The sequence below is a fragment of the Sinosporangium album genome, from assembly GCF_900100605.1.
GTDB classification, from domain to species: domain Bacteria; phylum Actinomycetota; class Actinomycetes; order Streptosporangiales; family Streptosporangiaceae; genus Sinosporangium; species Sinosporangium album.
The window spans coordinates 125,092-140,475 of the sequence record NZ_FNCN01000001.1; the positions used below are offsets into that span (position 1 = coordinate 125,092).

Sequence of the window (15,384 nt, forward strand, 5' to 3'; positions counted from 1 at the left end):
GAGGTCTCCCTATGGACGCCATCAGCAACGTTCCTGCCCCGGCCAACGAGCCGGTGTACGGCTACGCCCCCGGGAGCCCGGAACGCACCACCCTGGCCAACCGCGTCAAGGAACTCGGCGACGCCCAGCTCGATCTCACGATGACGATCGACGGGGAGCAGCGCATGGGTGGCGGCGCGCTGATCGACGTGGTCCAGCCTCACAACCACGCCGCCGTGCTCGGCCGTACCGGCGACGCCACCGCCGCCGACGTGCGCGCGGCGATCGACGCCGCCCTGCGGGCCGCCCCCGCGTGGCGGGCCCTGCCGTTCGACGAGCGGGCGGCGATCTTCCTGAAGGCGGCCGACCTGCTCGCCGGACCGTGGCGGGCCACACTCAACGCGGCCACGATGCTCGGCCAGTCGAAGTCGGTACAGCAGGCGGAGATCGACTCTGCGTGCGAGCTGATCGACTTCCTGCGGTTCAACGTGGCCTACGCCCGGCAGCTCCTCACCGAGCAGCCGACCTCCTCCCCCGGCGTGTGGAACCGGATGGAATACCGGCCGCTTGAAGGTTTCGTGCTGGCGATCACGCCGTTCAACTTCACCGCCATCGCCGGGAACCTGCCCACCGCAGCCGCACTCATGGGCAACGTGGTGGTCTGGAAGCCGTCGCCGACCCAGCAGTTCGCCGCGCACTTCACCATGCGACTGCTCGAAGAGGCCGGACTCCCGCCGGGCGTCATCAACATGGTCACCGGCAACGGCGCCGGGGTCTCCGAGGCCGCCCTCACCGACCCGCACCTCGCCGGCATCCACTTCACCGGCTCCACCGCGACCTTCCAGCACCTGTGGCGCACCGTCGGCGAGAACATCGCCGGCTACCGGTCCTACCCGCGGCTCGTCGGCGAGACCGGCGGCAAGGACTTCATCCTGGCCCACCCCTCCGCCGACCCCGCCGTCCTCGCCACCGCGATGATCAGGGGCGCGTTCGAATACCAGGGCCAGAAGTGCTCCGCCGCCTCCCGCGCCTACGTGCCCCGGTCGATCTGGTCGGCGATCCGCGACGAGTTCGTGGACACCGCCCGCTCCCTCACCATCGGCGACCTGACCTCCGACCTGTCGCTCTTCATGGGCGCCGTCATCGACGACCGGGCCTTCGCCAAGCACAGCGCCGCCATCCAGCGCGCCCACCAGGTCGACTCCATCCAGGTCCTCACGGGCTCCGCCGACAACACCACCGGCTACTTCGTCAATCCGACCGTGCTGGAATGCTCCGACCCCACCGACGAGGTGTTCGTCAAGGAGTACTTCGGCCCGATCCTCGCCGTGCACGTCTACGACGACGCCCGGTTCGACACGGTGCTCGACCAGATGGAAGGCGTCTCGCCGTACGCCCTCACCGGGTCGATCATCGCCCAGGACCGCTACGCCATCGCGTCGGCCTCAGAGCGTCTCCGGTTCGCCGCGGGCAACTTCTACGTCAACGACAAGCCCACCGGCGCCGTCGTCGGCCAGCAGCCCTTCGGCGGCGCCCGCGCCTCCGGCACCAACGACAAGGCCGGATCCATCTTCAACCTCATCCGCTGGGTCAACGCCCGCACGATCAAGGAGACCTTCGTCCCGCCGGTGCACCACACCTATCCCCACCAGGGATAACCTCCATAAGCACGCCCGTGTCCCCGTCGGGCGAGGCGGGGACACGGGCGTATCCATGCCCGCCGGGCGGGGCCGCCGGCGAGCGTCCAGCCGGCGGCTTGCTCACGTTGCCGCCAGTAGGCGGCCAACACGATGGGATCACGGCGATCGTCGATGGCGTCCAGGCGCAGTTTCCCGGGTTCGTGTTCACCCAGGTCGGTGAGGCCGACGCCCACCATCGCCAGGTGCGTTTCCGCTGGGGCCTGGGCCCGGAGGGAGCCGAGCCGCTGGTGATCGGATTCGACGTCCTGGTGCTGGACGAGTCAGGCCGGATCCAGGACGTACGCGGTTTCCTGGACAAGGTGCCGGCATGACGGCGCCGCGCGCGTACGTGATCGCTTACCTGAAGGATGTCGAAGTCGGCCCGGAAATCGTGGAGTACATCGAGCGGATCGAGGCCACGATGGTACCGTACGGCGGTCGCTACCTCGTGCACGGCGGACAGCTCATCGGGTATGAGGGAACCTGGGACAGCGACATCGTGATGCTGGAATTCCCCGATCTGGCCAGCGCTCAGGAGTGGTACAAGTCGCCGGACTACCAGGCGATCCTGCCGCTCCGCACCGAGCACGCGACCTCGATGGTCGCACTGGTCGAGGGGGTACCCGACGGCCATCGTGCCATCCACAAGATCCGGCAGCTGTTCCCGCATCAGGCCGCCCCGGCCAGCTAGGCGAGCCGGGCACGCACCGACCACCACTCAGCGATGCCCCGCGGCCTCCCGTCGACGTCGCTGTGAACGATCCCGACCACATGGCCGCAGATCAGGATGAATGTTCGGCGACGTCGGCGGCCGGCATCGGGATCACTCGCAACCTGGTCAAGCGCGTCCTCGGCCTGGCAAGTCGCTCTCGGCGGCACACCAGGCAGTTGTCGAGGATCTGCCGACAGCGGGGAATATGGAGGAGCTGGAGGAGTTCCTCTTCCAGTTCCGGCCGGTCATGTCTCCGTACGGCGGCGCAGCAGATAGGTGTCCATGATCCAGCCCTTGCGGGCGCGGGCCTCGGAGCGGGCCGCGACGATCTGCTCGGCCACCTGCCGTACCGGCCCGGAGATCAGGATCTCGTCGGGCATCCCCAGGTAGGCGCCCCAGAAGATCTCGAGGTCGGGGTCGTCGAGTTCGGCGAAGGTGTTGTGCGCGTCGAGCATGACCACGAGGTCGTCGACGTCTCCGGGTCGGCCCTCGGCGAGCCGCCGCCCGGTGGTGATCTGCACGGGGCGGCCCACCCGGTTCAGGCCGGTCCGGTGCCGTGCGGCGAGCGCGGAGACGCTGCTGATCCCGGGGATCACCTCGATCTGGAATGTGATACCGGTCCGAGCCAGCACATCCTCAAGGATCGGGAGGGTGCTGTCGTACAGGCTCGGATCTCCCCATACCAGGAACGCCCCGGTCTGCCCTGGACCGAGTTCTCGCTCGATCAGTTCCCCGCAGACATCCGCCCGGCGCCGGCGCCAGTCGTGGACGGCCTCGGCGTAGGCGCCGGCGGAGCGGTCGCGTTCGGGATCCCTGCCCCGCACCAGCCGGAACGGCCGATCTCCGCAATGCCGCCGCAGGATCTCCTCCCGCAGGTCCACCAGCTCCTGCTTGACCTCCCCCTTGTCCAGCACAAAGAAGACGTCCACCCGGTTCAGCGCCTTGACCGCTTGGACGGTGACCTGGTCGGGATCACCCGCTCCGATTCCAATGACGATGATTGTCTGCATTGCCCTAGCCTCTCGCACGTCGCACGGACCTCCGGCGCCCGGTCCGCAGTTGGCGGACGGCATGTCCACAGTGTCGACGGGCCAGGTCGACCGGCCGGGTCGACCGGCCGGGCTGACCGGCCGGGCTGACCGGCCGGGTTGACCGGTCTGGGCCCCCTCCTTAGGCTCGGGCCGATCACAGGCTGCCTCCCCCGGCCGACTCCTGCGGGGTTGCGGCCTGCCGTCCCGACACACATCGAAGAGGGAGCCGATGAGCGTAGACGCGACTGAAGAGACATTCAGATTCCAGGCCGAGGTGGCGCAACTCCTGGACCTGATGACCCATTCGCTCTACAGCAACAAGGAGATCTTCCTGCGTGAGCTGATCTCGAACGCCTCCGACGCGATCGACCGGCTGCGTTTCGAACGGTTCTCCCGGCCCGAACTCGCCGAAGAGGCCGATAGCGACGAGAAGCTCCGGATCCGGGTCGCGTTCGACCCGGAGGCCCGCACGATCACGGTGTCCGACAACGGCATCGGGATGAGCAGGGAGGAGGTGATCGGCAACATCGGCACCATCGCCAAGTCCGGCACCGGCGAGTTCCTCAAGAAGCTGAGCGGCGACCAGCGCGGCGACGCGGCGCTCATCGGCCAGTTCGGCGTGGGGTTCTACTCGGCGTTCGTGGTGGCCGAGCGGGTCGTGCTGACCACGCGCCGGGCGGGCGCGCCGCCCAGCGAGGGCGTGCGCTGGTCGTCGGACGGCAAAGGCGAGTACACCCTGGAGACCGTCCACGGCGACACCCGCGGCACCGCGATCGTGCTGCATCTGCGGGAGGGCGAGGACGACCTGCTGAACGGCTACCGCCTCCGGTCCGTCATCCAGAAGTACTCCGACCACATCAGTCTGCCGATCGTGATGGCGTCGGAGGCATCGGCCGACGGCGAGGCGGCCGATGCCGAGGGCACCACCCAGAAAACAGCCGAGGAAACAGCCGAGGAAACAGCCGAGGAAACCACCGTCAACCGGGGCTCGGCCCTGTGGACCCGCCCCAAAAGCGAGCTGACCGAGGCGGACTACCACGGTTTCTATAAGCACGTCAGCCACGACTTCAGCGACCCGCTCGCCTATCTGCACGCCAAAGTCGAAGGCCGCTACGAATACACGCTGCTGCTGTTCGTCCCCTCCCGGGCCCCCTACGACCTGTGGGCGCAGCAGCCGCGCCAGGGCGTGAAGCTCCACGTCCAGCGGGTGTTCATCCTTGAGGACAGCGGCCAGGTGCTGCCGCACTATCTCAGGTTCGTGCGCGGCGTCATCGACTCCGGCGATCTGCCGCTGAACGTCTCCCGGGAGATGATGCAGGGCAGCCGGGCCGTGGACCACATCCGCGGCAGCGCCGTCAAGAAGGTGCTGAAGCTCCTCAAGGACATGGCGGAGAACGACGCGGAGAAGTACGCGGCGTTCTGGAAGCAGTTCGGCGCCGTGCTCAAGGAGGGTGTCGCCGAGGACTACGGCAACCGCGAGGAGATCGCGGGGCTGCTGCGGTTCACCTCGACCTACTCCCCCACGCAGGAGCCGGACGTCTCCCTCGACGACTACGCGGGCCGCATGAAGGACGGGCAGGACAAGATCTACTACCTGCTCGCCCCGACGCTCTCCGCCGCGTCGACCAGCCCGCACCTGGAGGCGTTCCGGAAGAAGGGCATCGAGGTGCTGCTTCTCGGCGAGGTCGTGGACAACTGGGTGGTGACCGGCCTGCTGCAGGAGTTCAAGGGCACGCGGCTGCAGTCGGTCGCCCAGGGCGTCCCGGACTTCGGCGACCTGGAGGACGCGGCGGAGAAGGAGGAGTCCGAGAGGGCCGCCGCCGACTTCGCGGAGCTGCTCGGCCGGCTGAAGGAGACCCTGAACGGCAAAGCCTGGGACGTGCGGGTGACGAGCCGCCTCACCACATCTCCGGCCTGCATCGTGGCCAACGAGGCGGAGACGGACTTCAGCCTGGCGCAGCGGCTGCGCGGATCGGGGCTGCCCAACCAGCCGGTCCTGGAGGTCAACCCGCGCCATCCGCTGGTCGAGCGGCTGCGGCGCGAGCAGGACGAGGCGCGTCTCGCCGACTGGGCTCACATCCTCTTCAACCAGGCCGCGCTCACCTTGGGAGCGCGCCTGGACGACCCGGCCGATTTCGTCGGCCGCCTCAACGGCCTGCTCGTCACCCTGACGGGTGACACAGGCAGCACAGACGGCACAGACGGCACGGACGGCACAGGCGACACAGACGGCACAGACGGCAGCCCCGGACACGGCGACCCGGGAGCCGAGCCCCGGTGACATCGGCCGGGCACGGCGAGGCCGGCTTCCTTTGCGGCTTTGTGGTTGAAGATTGAGCGGTCACAGCAGGTCCGGCTGCGGAAAACCCGGATAATTGACAAAGAGGGCGCCCGGGACTCGCCATATCAGTCCCGGGCCCCTCCTCTGTTCCGGGCGCCTCCGGCCCCGGGAGCGGTCAGATGACGGCGCGGAGGGTTCGGGCGGCGAGGCCGGGCGCCAGCCGTACTCCCGACCCGGAGCCGCCCAGGGCGGCGGCGAGGCCGGGCAGCCCGGGGGACGTGAGGACGACGGGCAGCCGGTCGGGGGTGTAGAGGTCGCAGAAGGCCCTTCCGCCGGTGACGAGGCCAGCGGCGTCGGGCAGCCGGTCGGCGAGCATGCGCGTGCCCTCCAGGATGTCGGCGTGGTCGGCCCTGCCGTCCACGCTCTCCGGGTCCGTCCCCCAGGCGTCGCGGCGGAAGCTGACGAGGGCCTGCCCCGCCGCGAGCGGAAGCACGAACAGGTCGTCGGCGACGAAGTAGACCAGAGGGTCGCCGAAGCGCACCGGCAGCCGCGCGTGCAGGGCGGCGATGCGTTTGCGTCGTGCTCCCGGGGGGTCTCCGAGTGCGACCGGCAGCGGCTCCGGCAGATCCCACGGACCGGGCGCGAGAACCACCCTCCGGGCCCGCCACTCCCCTTCGGCCCGCAGCACGTAGCCCTCCCGGGAGGCGTCCACCCGCCGGACGCGCTGCCCGATCTCGACCGCCGTACGGCCGCGGCCTACGGCGGCCGACAGCAGGGCGTCGGCCAGGGGGCGGGCGTGGACGACCGCCCCCGGCTCATCGTGCGTCACGAACACCTCGCCCGGAGCGGTGGACAGACCGGGCAGCATCTCCTCGACCCTGTCCCGCTCGGCCGCGGTGAGCGGGCGCAGCACGGCCGCGACCTGGGTGCCGAACCGCTCTAGGCGGTCGCGGGGCAGGAGGTACACGATGGGGACCTCGCGGAGGAAGGCCCCGGCGGCGGTGCCGCGCAGGTCGGCGTATCTCGCGCGGCTGTCGGCGACCAGCGCGCGATGCCCCGGTGTCGCGGCGATGGGGAAGTCCGCGCCGGCCGACCACGCGGTCGCGCCGCTTCCGGGGGCGTGCCGTTCCAGGACCACGATGTCCCAGTCGGGCCGCAGCCGGCCGGCCTCGTAGGCGACGAAGGCGCCCACGATGCCTCCGCCGACCACGGCCAGGTCCGCCGTCAACGCCCGCCCCCGAGCCACCACACGCTGAAGACCTCAAGCGGCTCCGCCCCCGCCTGCACCTGGTGCGGAACCATGGACGGGAAGTAGACGGCGTCGCCGGGGCCGACCTCGATCTCCTCGCGGTCGGAGCGCACCGTGCCGGTGCCGGTGCGCACCAGCCACAGCTCGGCCACCTCGTGGACGTCGAGTTCGCTCACGGCGCCGGAGGGCACCACGAACCTGGAGCCTTGGAACGGCCAGGCCTGCGCGGGCTCCCCGGCTCCGGTGGAGATCTCCTCCACGACCATGCCCGACGGCGTCGCGTCCGCGGTGCCGTACCGGATTTTCACGGGTCGGGTCAACGTCCCTCCACAGGTGCGAGATCCAAGGGGAACGGGCCGTGCACCGGGATGTGGTCCCCGGGCGGCGGCGGGACCGCGCCGCGGTCCCGGTCTTGGTCCAACTCCGGCTGCCGGGCCCAGGTCACGGTGGTGGAGAAGCCGTCGAGGCGGTAGATCTCCTGGTCCGTCAGAGAATTGATCACTTGTGCGCTGCGCCAGGCGCCCAGGCTGAGATTGGGGTCGGCGATTCCATGCGTGCTCTCCGCCCAGTTCTGCACATAGATGCGAAGGTGGTCAGGGCCGTCCCACTCCAGGGAGTAGTCCGGTCGTATCCGGAAGTCGCCGTGTTCGTTGACAAGTCGTTCCCGCAGGGGCTCCATATAGTCGGGGAAGGGACTGCGGTAGCCCGTACAGAAGATCACCACGTCGGCGACCGAGCGTTCCATCTTCCCGGTGTCGCCCTCGCGCAGTGTCACCGCCAGCCCGGAGCCATGAGACGAGCCGTGCGAGCGCAGGTCCGTCACCCGGCGGTTCGGCAAAAGGTGGTGGCGCAACCGCCCTCCGGCGATGTCCAGCTCGTACAGCCGGCGATAGATCGTGCGCAGCAGCGTCTCCGATATGCCGTCGCTGGCCAGCCGCTGGTGCCGGAGCAGTTCCGTCCTGCGCTCCGGCGGCAGGGTCTGGAAGTGGTCCACGTACGGCGGCGCGAACCACTCGTTGCTGAACGGCGAGTCGTCGAGAGGCAGGAAGCCGACGCGGCTGGAGATCCACAGCAGCGAGGCGGGGAGTTCCCGATCGTCGGCCAGCAGGTGGTCGACGACCTCCGCGCCGCTCTGGCCGGCGCCGACGACCACGACGCGCCGTCCCCGCACGGCAGGCCGCACATGCAGCAGGTCATTGCTGTGCAGTACGTCGCGTCCCTCGAACACGGCGGCGAAGTCCGGCAGGGCCGGGACCCGGCCGGACCCGAGCACCAGAGCCGGGGCGGCGAACCGGCCTCCCTCTTCGCAGACGACCTCGAACCCCGCGTCGGCCACCTGGACGGATTTGACCCGCTGCCCCCAGTGGATGCCGGGCAGCTGGTCGGCCACCCACTGGTAGTACTGCTCGAATTCCTGCCGGGAGCAGCCGACCTGGTTGGCGATCAGCGAGCGGTAGATGCGGCCGTGGTGCACCAGGAAGTTGAGATAGGAGTAGCGGCTGGTGGGATCGATGAGTGTGACCAGGTCCTTGAGGTAGGACACCTGGAGACGGGCCCCGGGGAGCATCATCCCCGGGTGCCATTGGAATCTCGGCCGGGCTTCCAGGAATCGCGCCCGCAGACCGGCGACCGGTCGCGCCAGCGCGGCCAGACTCAGGTTCGACGGCCCCACCCCGATGCCGACCACGTCACATTGTTCCACCGGACCTCCTTGTCGTTCGGAGCGTTCACCCGTGTGCCCGGCCGGGTGTCAGCAGGGGGCACGCGCCGACGAGATCTCCGGCCTTGAGCTCCGTCGCCATGTCGGGGCCGAGCGTGTTCCACCTGATCTCTCCGGCGGATCCCGGATGCCCGAGCGCCTTCCAGAGCTGGTCGCCCAGTTCCGGAGCGACGGGGTACAGGCCAGCCGAAAGCACAGCCGCCACCGCCAGTTCCGCGTGTACGGCACGGGCGAAAATATCGTGAAAGCGGAGCCGCCCAGTCAGATGTTCCGCGTCGTCGCCCGTCTCTTCGGCCGCGCGTACCAGCAGATCGAGTGCACGCACGGCCGTATGCGGCGAGAAGCGTTCGACCGAGTAGGCCTCGTCGACCACCCGCAGCGTGTCGGCGGTCAACGCGCGCAGTTCCCGGACGCGCCGGTCGGCGGAGCGGCCCCACACGGTCGGCGGCCCCCCGTCCCCGTCGTTCGCCGCCGCCTTACCGCACCGGCGGCCGAGGCCCGTCAGCCAGCCGCGCCACCGGGGGAACACGTCGTCGTAGAGAACAGTGCGCATTCCCGCCCAAGTGAACGTGGTCTGCGCCGCGACGGGCCTGGTCCAGGTGAGGTAGAGCCGCAGATGGTCGGCGGGAGTGGTCTCCAGGGCGTCCAGCAGCCAGACGGCGTGGCGCCTGCTCGTGGAGAACTTCTCCCCGTCCAACCGGTAGAACTCATTGGAGATGAAATCCGTGGGCAGCGGCACGTCGGGGTCGTAGGCATGCATGATCGCCGGGAAGAGCACGGCGTGAAAGTAACCGTTGTCGTAGCCGAAGCACTGGGCCACGCGCCGGCCAGGGCGCCACACGCCGGGGTGCCCCGTGCCGTCTGCACCCGCCGCCAGGTAGCCCGCCGCCATCTCGAACCAGACGTAGACGCGATGCCCCGGGAACTCCTCGACCGGCACCTCGACGCCCCACGTCGCCGGATGCGACACGGCGATCTCCGGCAGGCCGTCCGCCGCCATCTCGGCGCAGAGCGCGGTCAGGTGGCTGTTCATCCGGACCTGGCTCCAGAAGCGCCGCAACGGTGAGACATGCCGGGCCAGCGGAAAGTAGAGCCGCTCGCAGTCCCGCAGTTCGCAGGCCGCACCGCAGACCGTGCAGCGGGGGTCGCCGAGGTCGGCGCAGTCGTTGGGCCGTCCGCAGACCTCGCAGGCGTTGCCGCATGAACGCGTGCCGCAATGCGGACACGAACCGACGACGTAGGCTTCGAACGCCCAGCGGTCGCAAGGCACGCAATACGGCAGGGGCCGCACGCGCGGCACGATGTCCCCCCGGTCGACCAGGGTGCGGAAGATGCGGCGGGTGAGGTGCGCGTGGTGCGGGGCCTGGTCGGGGCGGCCGATGACGTCGAAGCGCACTCCGGCGCCCTCCCACGCGTCGACGATCCGGTCGCCGAACCACCTGGCCACATCCGCGGCCTTGGTGCCTTCCCGGACGGCGTGGGCCTCGGTGTAGCTCTGGTTGTCGTCGATGCCGGTCATCGTCGTCGCGCCGGGCGCACGCCTGCGCAGGTGCCGCCCCAGGATGTCGGCCGCCAGGTAGGGCCCGGAGAGGTGGCCGAGGTGGAGGTCCCCGTTCGGGGTGGGCGGGGTGGCGGTGATCAGCCAGGGCTCAGCGGACATGGGCGCTCCTCCCAGTCGTGACTCTGTGGATGAACCGGGCCAGGCGCCGGCGCACGCCGTCCAGGTCGTCCAGCCACGGGACGTGACCCGCGCCGGGCACGATCTCGACGGCGCAGTCCCGCATCGCGGCGGCCAACTCCAGCGCGGACGGCTCGGCCGACCACGGATCTTCGGCCCCGTTGAGCACCAGCGCCGGGACCGCGACACGGGCGGCGACCTCGGGCAGGTCGGGCCAGGGCAGCCGTCCGGCGAGGAAGGCCCGTACGGCGGAGAGCCGCCATGTCCGGGAGCAGACCTCCAGGAAGAGCCGATGCCTCGGCCCGAGAACTGGAAAGGTCACGGCCAGGTCGGCGACCAGAAGGCCGCGCAGGGTGGCGGCGTCGCCCGGCGGGTCCGCGGAGAGCGCGGAGAGCGCGGAGAGCGCGGACTGGGCCGCTCGCGCCCGCTCCCCGAGGGGGCCGACCAGGGCGCGGAGCCGTTCCTCCAGGAGCGCCGGGTTGTCGATGCGGTCGCGCACCTGACCGGAGATCAGCACGATGCCCGCCGGGCGCACCGCGCCGGCCGCGGCGGCGGCCCGCAGCACCGCCCAGACACCGGCGGAGTGTCCGACGAGGACGACCGGGCCGGCGCCGCCCTCCCGGTCCAGCAGCTCGACAAGCCGGTCGGCCTGCCGGGCGCACGGGTCGCCTCCCGGATCGCACCGCGAGGAGGCATAGGCCGTCCGCCAGGTCGAGGGCAGCGGTAGCTCCGCGAGGGTCTCCGCGCCGAGCCCCGGCCCGCCCGGAGCGAGAAGCGCCGTCGGGGCCGCGGGGGCTCCAGGGCCGGCTCCGGGACCGGCTCCAGGGCCCACTCCGGGACCACTCGACCTCCTCATGACGGGGACTCCAAGGCCGGGTCCAGGGCCGAGTCCAAGGCCGGGTCCAGGGCCGGGTCCAGGGCCGGGTCCAGGGCCGACTCCGGAGCCGCGCGACCCCCTCATGACGGGACGGCCGAGCGGTGCCGCTCCACCACGACGACGCTGCCCCGGCGCAGCGGGATCTCCTGAGGCACGCGCTCCGCCGCCCTCAGCGCGGGGGCCATGCGGCGGCGCCACGCCGACACGACCTCCCGCGGCGGCTCGCCCGCGGGACCCGCCGCGCCCGCACGACCGGCCGACCCGACCGTTCCGCCCGTTCCTCCCGACCCTCCCGATCCGGGGCGGACGACGCGCGCGCACTCGCGGGAACCGCACGCGCAGGCGAACTCCCACGGATCGTCGTAGCGGAACGTGCGGTAGTCGCAGGTCACCTCCTCGCCCGCGTGGATGTCGCGTACGGCGATGCCTCCGGCGAGGCCGTGGTCCAGAACCGCGGCCTCGCATGAATGGTTGAAAAGGTGCGCGCCTCCGCAGGGCAGGATGAGGCTCCGGTCGGACAGCCGATATCCGAACTCGTCGAGCCACTCCAGCACGGCGGACGGCATGCCGTACTGCTCGTCGGCAGCCCACGTGCGGCACCCGGCGCACGGCCCCCAGACGACGGTGCCCTGGCGGATGTCGCGCAAGGCGATGAGGCCGGTGCCCGCGATGGCGCTGAACCCGGGGTACAGGGCGGAGTTCAGCATCACGCGATCCCGATCCCGAGGATCCGCTCAAGGCGGCTCTCGGCGTCGGCGACGGCGTCGTCGTCGCACCCCACCACCAGGTAGCGCCACTTGCCGTCGACATCGAGGGTGTCGGCGGTGAGTACGGCACGGGCCGGGGCGGCCGGGTCCGACAGCCCCTCCGCTCCGAGCTTGGCCACCGCGCCTGCGAAGTCGAGGCCGGCCGCGCCGTGCCGTACATCCGCCCGCCAGCGCACCGGCGAGTCCCCGGACCGCAGCCGACGCGCCAGTTCTTCGAGGTAGGTGCCTCCGGTGCGGCGCACGTTCGCCTCGGTCACCACGTAGCCGCCGTCGTGGACGCCGCAGTCGACGTCGTAGATCCCGCGGTAGCCGCGCTCCCGCAGCCAGCCGCCGACGGCGTGCGCCGCCACGACGAGGGCGTGGTGGCGCGGCCCTTCGCGGGCCGGGGTGACCATGCCGGTCCACGCGTTGTTCACGGTGCGCTGGTCGCAGGTGTAGAACTCGGTCACTCCTCCGTCCTCGACGAGCATCTCCATGCTGGGCGTCGCCGTGAACGGCAGGAACTCCTCGAACACCCAGCCGCAGCCCCGGAGGGGCTGCCCGGCGACGGCGTCGTGGACCTGCTCCTCGATGGTGCGCTCCGCGTCCCGCCGGATCACGGCGTTCCCGAACCCGTTGGACGCCCGGTTGGTCTTGATGATCACGGCCTCGCGCGTGCCGAGAAAGCCGCCGATCCGCTCGGCGAGCTCGGCGACGGTGGCGGCGTGGCCGCCGTCCGCGACGGGCAGCCCCAGACCGGCGGCGACCTCGCGGAACCCCCGCTTGGTGTTGATCAGCCGCAGCGCCGCCACGACCGCGTCGTCGGGCGGGTCGCCGTACGGCAGGAGCCGGACGCCCCGCCGGCGGGCGAACTCCAGCACCGGGGCGTCCAGGACGAAGGGCAGCAGCTCCTCCCGCTCGGCGACGCGGTCCAACGCGCCGAGGTCGGCGGCGACCTCCAGCGCGTGTGCACCGCGCACCTCGGGCGGGGCGACGATCTCGACCCGGTCGACGTCCAGGTCGATGACGGACGCCACGTAGTCGCGGAAGACCGCACTGCACGGAGCGAGCATGACGACGCAGTCCCCGGGGTGCGCCTGCCAGAGCTTGCGGGGGGTCACGGCGGCCATCGCGCGGCGGTAGGCCTCCGTCGGCGCCTCGACCATGATGTCGTTGACGATGTTGGCCAGGATGGCGCGGCTCGTGCGGCTCGTGCGGCCCGGTCGGCCTGGTCGGCTCGGCCGGCCCGGTCGCGTGGTCATGCCTCCACCTCGCGGGTGGCCGTGAAGATCGCGTGGCCGGCGTACATCCAGGCCACGTCGACCTCGCAGAAGCCCGCCTCACGCAGCCAGTCCACGTGCTGCGCCACCGTGGAAGGCTTGTCCACAGGGTCGGGCCAGGGCAGGCGGAAGTGGTTCCATTCCGTTCGCTCGAACGCCGCCCACGCGTCGGGCCCGCCGTACAGCGTCTCCGACGCGTGCCGCACGGCCGCCTCCCACTGGTCACCGGCCAGCGTGCGGGCCCGCCGCCCCGGCGTCTCCACCAGGTCGGCCATGACGAAGACGCCGCCCGGTTCGAGCATGGCGTGGATGTCGCGATAGAGCGCCCTCTTGCCGTCGCCGTCGAGGTGGTGCACGGCGAGCGACGTCATCACCCCGCCGTACAGCGTTCCCTTCCGCCACGCCGACCCCTCAAGGTCCGCCTGCACACGTGAGATCCGCTCGGCGTACGGCGCCAGCCTCCGACCGGCCGCCTCCAGCATCTCCTCCGAGCCGTCCAGCAGTGTCACCCGCGCGCCGGGAACACGGCTCAGGTATTCCTCGGCGAGCCGTCCCTCTCCGCAGCACAGGTCCAGGACATGCGCGACCGGGAGGTCGCGGAGCAGATCGCACACCGTGGCGACCTGCTCCCGGCGCCTGGGCACGAAGGCGTCACCGTACTTGATGAACACGTCTGTATCGGACAGCTCCCAGCCGTCGGCTGCGGGGGACTCCGTCATCTACGCACCTCCAGGGGCGTGGAGTTCTCGGCGTTCGGATTGAGCAGTGCGTGTCGGTGGCAGTGCGTGTCAGTGCGTCGCGGTGTGTGCGCGATCTCCAGGGCGCGCCGCCGAGGGCGCACGGCGTGTGGATCGTCTCCCCTGCGGCGGGCGGCGGCTTTCAGCTCCGCTCGGCGGTGGGCGCCGGCGGATACACGTGCTCCTCGTCCCACGGATCGGTGACGCGGTGGGAGTCGCCGTCGGCCCGGATGTAGGTGGGGCCGATCGGCACCTTGCCATGGCCGCCGGGTATGTCGAGCACGTAGGTCGGCTGGCAGACGCCGGACACCCGCCCCCGCAGCCTCCTCACCAGCTCCTGGCCCTCGCCGACGGTGGTGCGGAAATGGCTGGTGCCCTGCGCGAGATCACCGTGGTGGAGGTAGTACGGCTTCACCCGATTGACGATCAGCGTCCGGAACAGGTCCTCCAGCGCCTCAGGCGTGTCGTTCACGCCCCTCAGCAGGACCGTCTGGCTCAGCAGAGGGATGCCACCCCGGCTCAGGCGGCTCAGCGCGGCCCGAGCGGCTTCGCCGATCTCCTGACTGTGATTGGTGTGGACGACCACCCACACCGGAGTGTCGGTGCCGAGGGCGGCCACGAGTTCCTCGGTGATGCGGTCGGGGTCGACCACGGGCACCCGCGTGTGGAACCGGATCACGTTGACGTGCTCGATCGCGTCCAGCGCGGCCATGATCGGCCGTAGTCGGGCCGGCGATATGATCAACGGGTCGCCGCCGGTGAGAATGACCTCCCACACCTGCGGGTGCGTACGGATGTAATCCAGCGCGGCCTCCATTTCGGTCGCGCTGAGCATCCCCTCCCCTGGGCCGACGACCTCGCGCCGGAAGCAGAACCGGCAGTAGACCGGGCACAGGTGCATCGGTTTGAGCAGCAACCGGTCCGGATAGCGGTGGGTGATCCCCTTCACCGGGGTGAAGGGGTCGTCGCCGATCGGGTCCAGCCGTTCCTCGGGAGTAGTGACGAGTTCGGCCGCCGTCGGAATGAACTGCATGGCGACGGGGTCGTCTCGATCCCTGATCCGGTCCTGCATCGCACCGGTGATACTGATCGCGTACTGCTTTGCGACGTCGCGGATTTCGACAAGGGCGTCTTCGGCGATGAGGTCGTTCTTCAGCAGGGAGTCCGGGGTTCGGATCGTTTTCGGGCGGCGAGGCATCGCATCACCTTTCCTCGTGACATGGCCACTGCGGAGGCGGAGTACGCCGGGGCACCGGACATCCAGCGAAAATCCAGAGTCCGTGAACTGGGCCGTCGCATACCGACACGCCGGCACATGGCGGATCCGTGGAATTGCACGAGCATGGGCACGGTGATTCAACGCAGCATATGTCGGAACACTGCGAAAACCTTGAAACAAACGACACGTGATCTCA

General features: G+C 70.5%; 14 protein-coding genes. 4 read left to right on the top strand and 10 right to left on the bottom strand.

The features are described 5' to 3' along the window. Window positions 1–11: 11 nt before the first annotated feature. The 3 genes from pruA to BLQ73_RS00590 all read left to right on the top strand — a co-directional run bounded on the left by pruA (window position 12) and on the right by BLQ73_RS00590 (window position 2,349). Entirely contained in the window at window positions 12–1,637 is a 1,626-nt protein-coding gene (pruA, locus tag BLQ73_RS00580; RefSeq protein WP_093167112.1) for an L-glutamate gamma-semialdehyde dehydrogenase, read from the top strand. Window positions 1,638–1,735: 98 nt separating this feature from the next. Next, window positions 1,736–1,990, top strand: a complete 255-nt coding sequence (locus BLQ73_RS34425; RefSeq protein WP_218125563.1) for a hypothetical protein — start codon at window positions 1,736–1,738, stop codon at window positions 1,988–1,990. Continuing rightward, complete coding sequence (locus tag BLQ73_RS00590) at window positions 1,987–2,349, top strand: DUF1330 domain-containing protein (RefSeq protein WP_093167114.1); 363 nt, start codon at window positions 1,987–1,989, stop codon at window positions 2,347–2,349. Before BLQ73_RS34425 ends, BLQ73_RS00590 begins: the two co-directional genes overlap by 4 nt. Before the next feature lie 266 nt (window positions 2,350–2,615). On the opposite strand, the gene cobF is transcribed toward BLQ73_RS00590, so the two are convergent. Beyond that, window positions 2,616–3,380, bottom strand: coding sequence for a precorrin-6A synthase (deacetylating) (gene cobF / locus BLQ73_RS00595; RefSeq protein ID WP_093167116.1), 765 nt, complete (start codon window positions 3,378–3,380; stop codon window positions 2,616–2,618). A 250-nt stretch (window positions 3,381–3,630) separates the two neighbouring features. Between cobF and htpG the strand changes: the two genes are divergently transcribed. Further along, a complete protein-coding gene (htpG, locus tag BLQ73_RS00600; protein ID WP_093167118.1) occupies window positions 3,631–5,682 on the top strand; it encodes a molecular chaperone HtpG in 2,052 nt (683 codons plus the stop codon). Between the two features lie 175 nt (window positions 5,683–5,857). On the opposite strand, the gene BLQ73_RS00605 is transcribed toward htpG, so the two are convergent. The 9 genes from BLQ73_RS00605 to BLQ73_RS00645 form a co-directional block, all read right to left on the bottom strand. Further along, entirely contained in the window at window positions 5,858–6,910 is a 1,053-nt protein-coding gene (locus tag BLQ73_RS00605) for an NAD(P)/FAD-dependent oxidoreductase (protein ID WP_176955198.1), read from the bottom strand. Next, the gene (locus tag BLQ73_RS00610) at window positions 6,907–7,251 is read right to left on the bottom strand and encodes a cupin domain-containing protein (RefSeq protein WP_143020060.1); all 345 of its coding nucleotides are present in this window, start codon (window positions 7,249–7,251) and stop codon (window positions 6,907–6,909) included. The genes BLQ73_RS00605 and BLQ73_RS00610 overlap by 4 nt, the downstream gene beginning before the upstream one ends. After that, window positions 7,248–8,633: a lysine N(6)-hydroxylase/L-ornithine N(5)-oxygenase family protein gene (locus tag BLQ73_RS00615; RefSeq protein WP_093167124.1), complete on the bottom strand. Its 1,386-nt coding sequence runs from the start codon at window positions 8,631–8,633 to the stop codon at window positions 7,248–7,250. Before BLQ73_RS00615 ends, BLQ73_RS00610 begins: the two co-directional genes overlap by 4 nt. 25 nt (window positions 8,634–8,658) lie before the next feature. After that, the gene (locus BLQ73_RS00620; protein WP_093167126.1) at window positions 8,659–10,311 is read right to left on the bottom strand and encodes a class I tRNA ligase family protein; all 1,653 of its coding nucleotides are present in this window, start codon (window positions 10,309–10,311) and stop codon (window positions 8,659–8,661) included. Next, the gene (locus BLQ73_RS30840; protein WP_143020061.1) at window positions 10,301–11,185 is read right to left on the bottom strand and encodes an alpha/beta fold hydrolase; all 885 of its coding nucleotides are present in this window, start codon (window positions 11,183–11,185) and stop codon (window positions 10,301–10,303) included. Before BLQ73_RS30840 ends, BLQ73_RS00620 begins: the two co-directional genes overlap by 11 nt. Window positions 11,186–11,286: 101 nt before the next feature. Beyond that, complete coding sequence (locus tag BLQ73_RS00630) at window positions 11,287–11,913, bottom strand: SET domain-containing protein-lysine N-methyltransferase (RefSeq protein ID WP_093167128.1); 627 nt, start codon at window positions 11,911–11,913, stop codon at window positions 11,287–11,289. Then, entirely contained in the window at window positions 11,913–13,214 is a 1,302-nt protein-coding gene (locus BLQ73_RS00635) for a preATP grasp domain-containing protein (RefSeq protein WP_093167130.1), read from the bottom strand. Before BLQ73_RS00635 ends, BLQ73_RS00630 begins: the two co-directional genes overlap by 1 nt. Continuing rightward, window positions 13,211–13,951 carry a class I SAM-dependent methyltransferase gene (locus BLQ73_RS00640; protein WP_093167132.1) on the bottom strand — a complete coding sequence of 247 codons (741 nt, stop codon included), beginning with the start codon at window positions 13,949–13,951 and terminating at the stop codon, window positions 13,211–13,213. The genes BLQ73_RS00635 and BLQ73_RS00640 overlap by 4 nt, the downstream gene beginning before the upstream one ends. Before the next feature lie 160 nt (window positions 13,952–14,111). Continuing rightward, window positions 14,112–15,167, bottom strand: coding sequence for a lysine-2,3-aminomutase-like protein (locus BLQ73_RS00645; RefSeq protein ID WP_093167133.1), 1,056 nt, complete (start codon window positions 15,165–15,167; stop codon window positions 14,112–14,114). Between the last annotated feature and the right edge of the window lie 217 nt (window positions 15,168–15,384).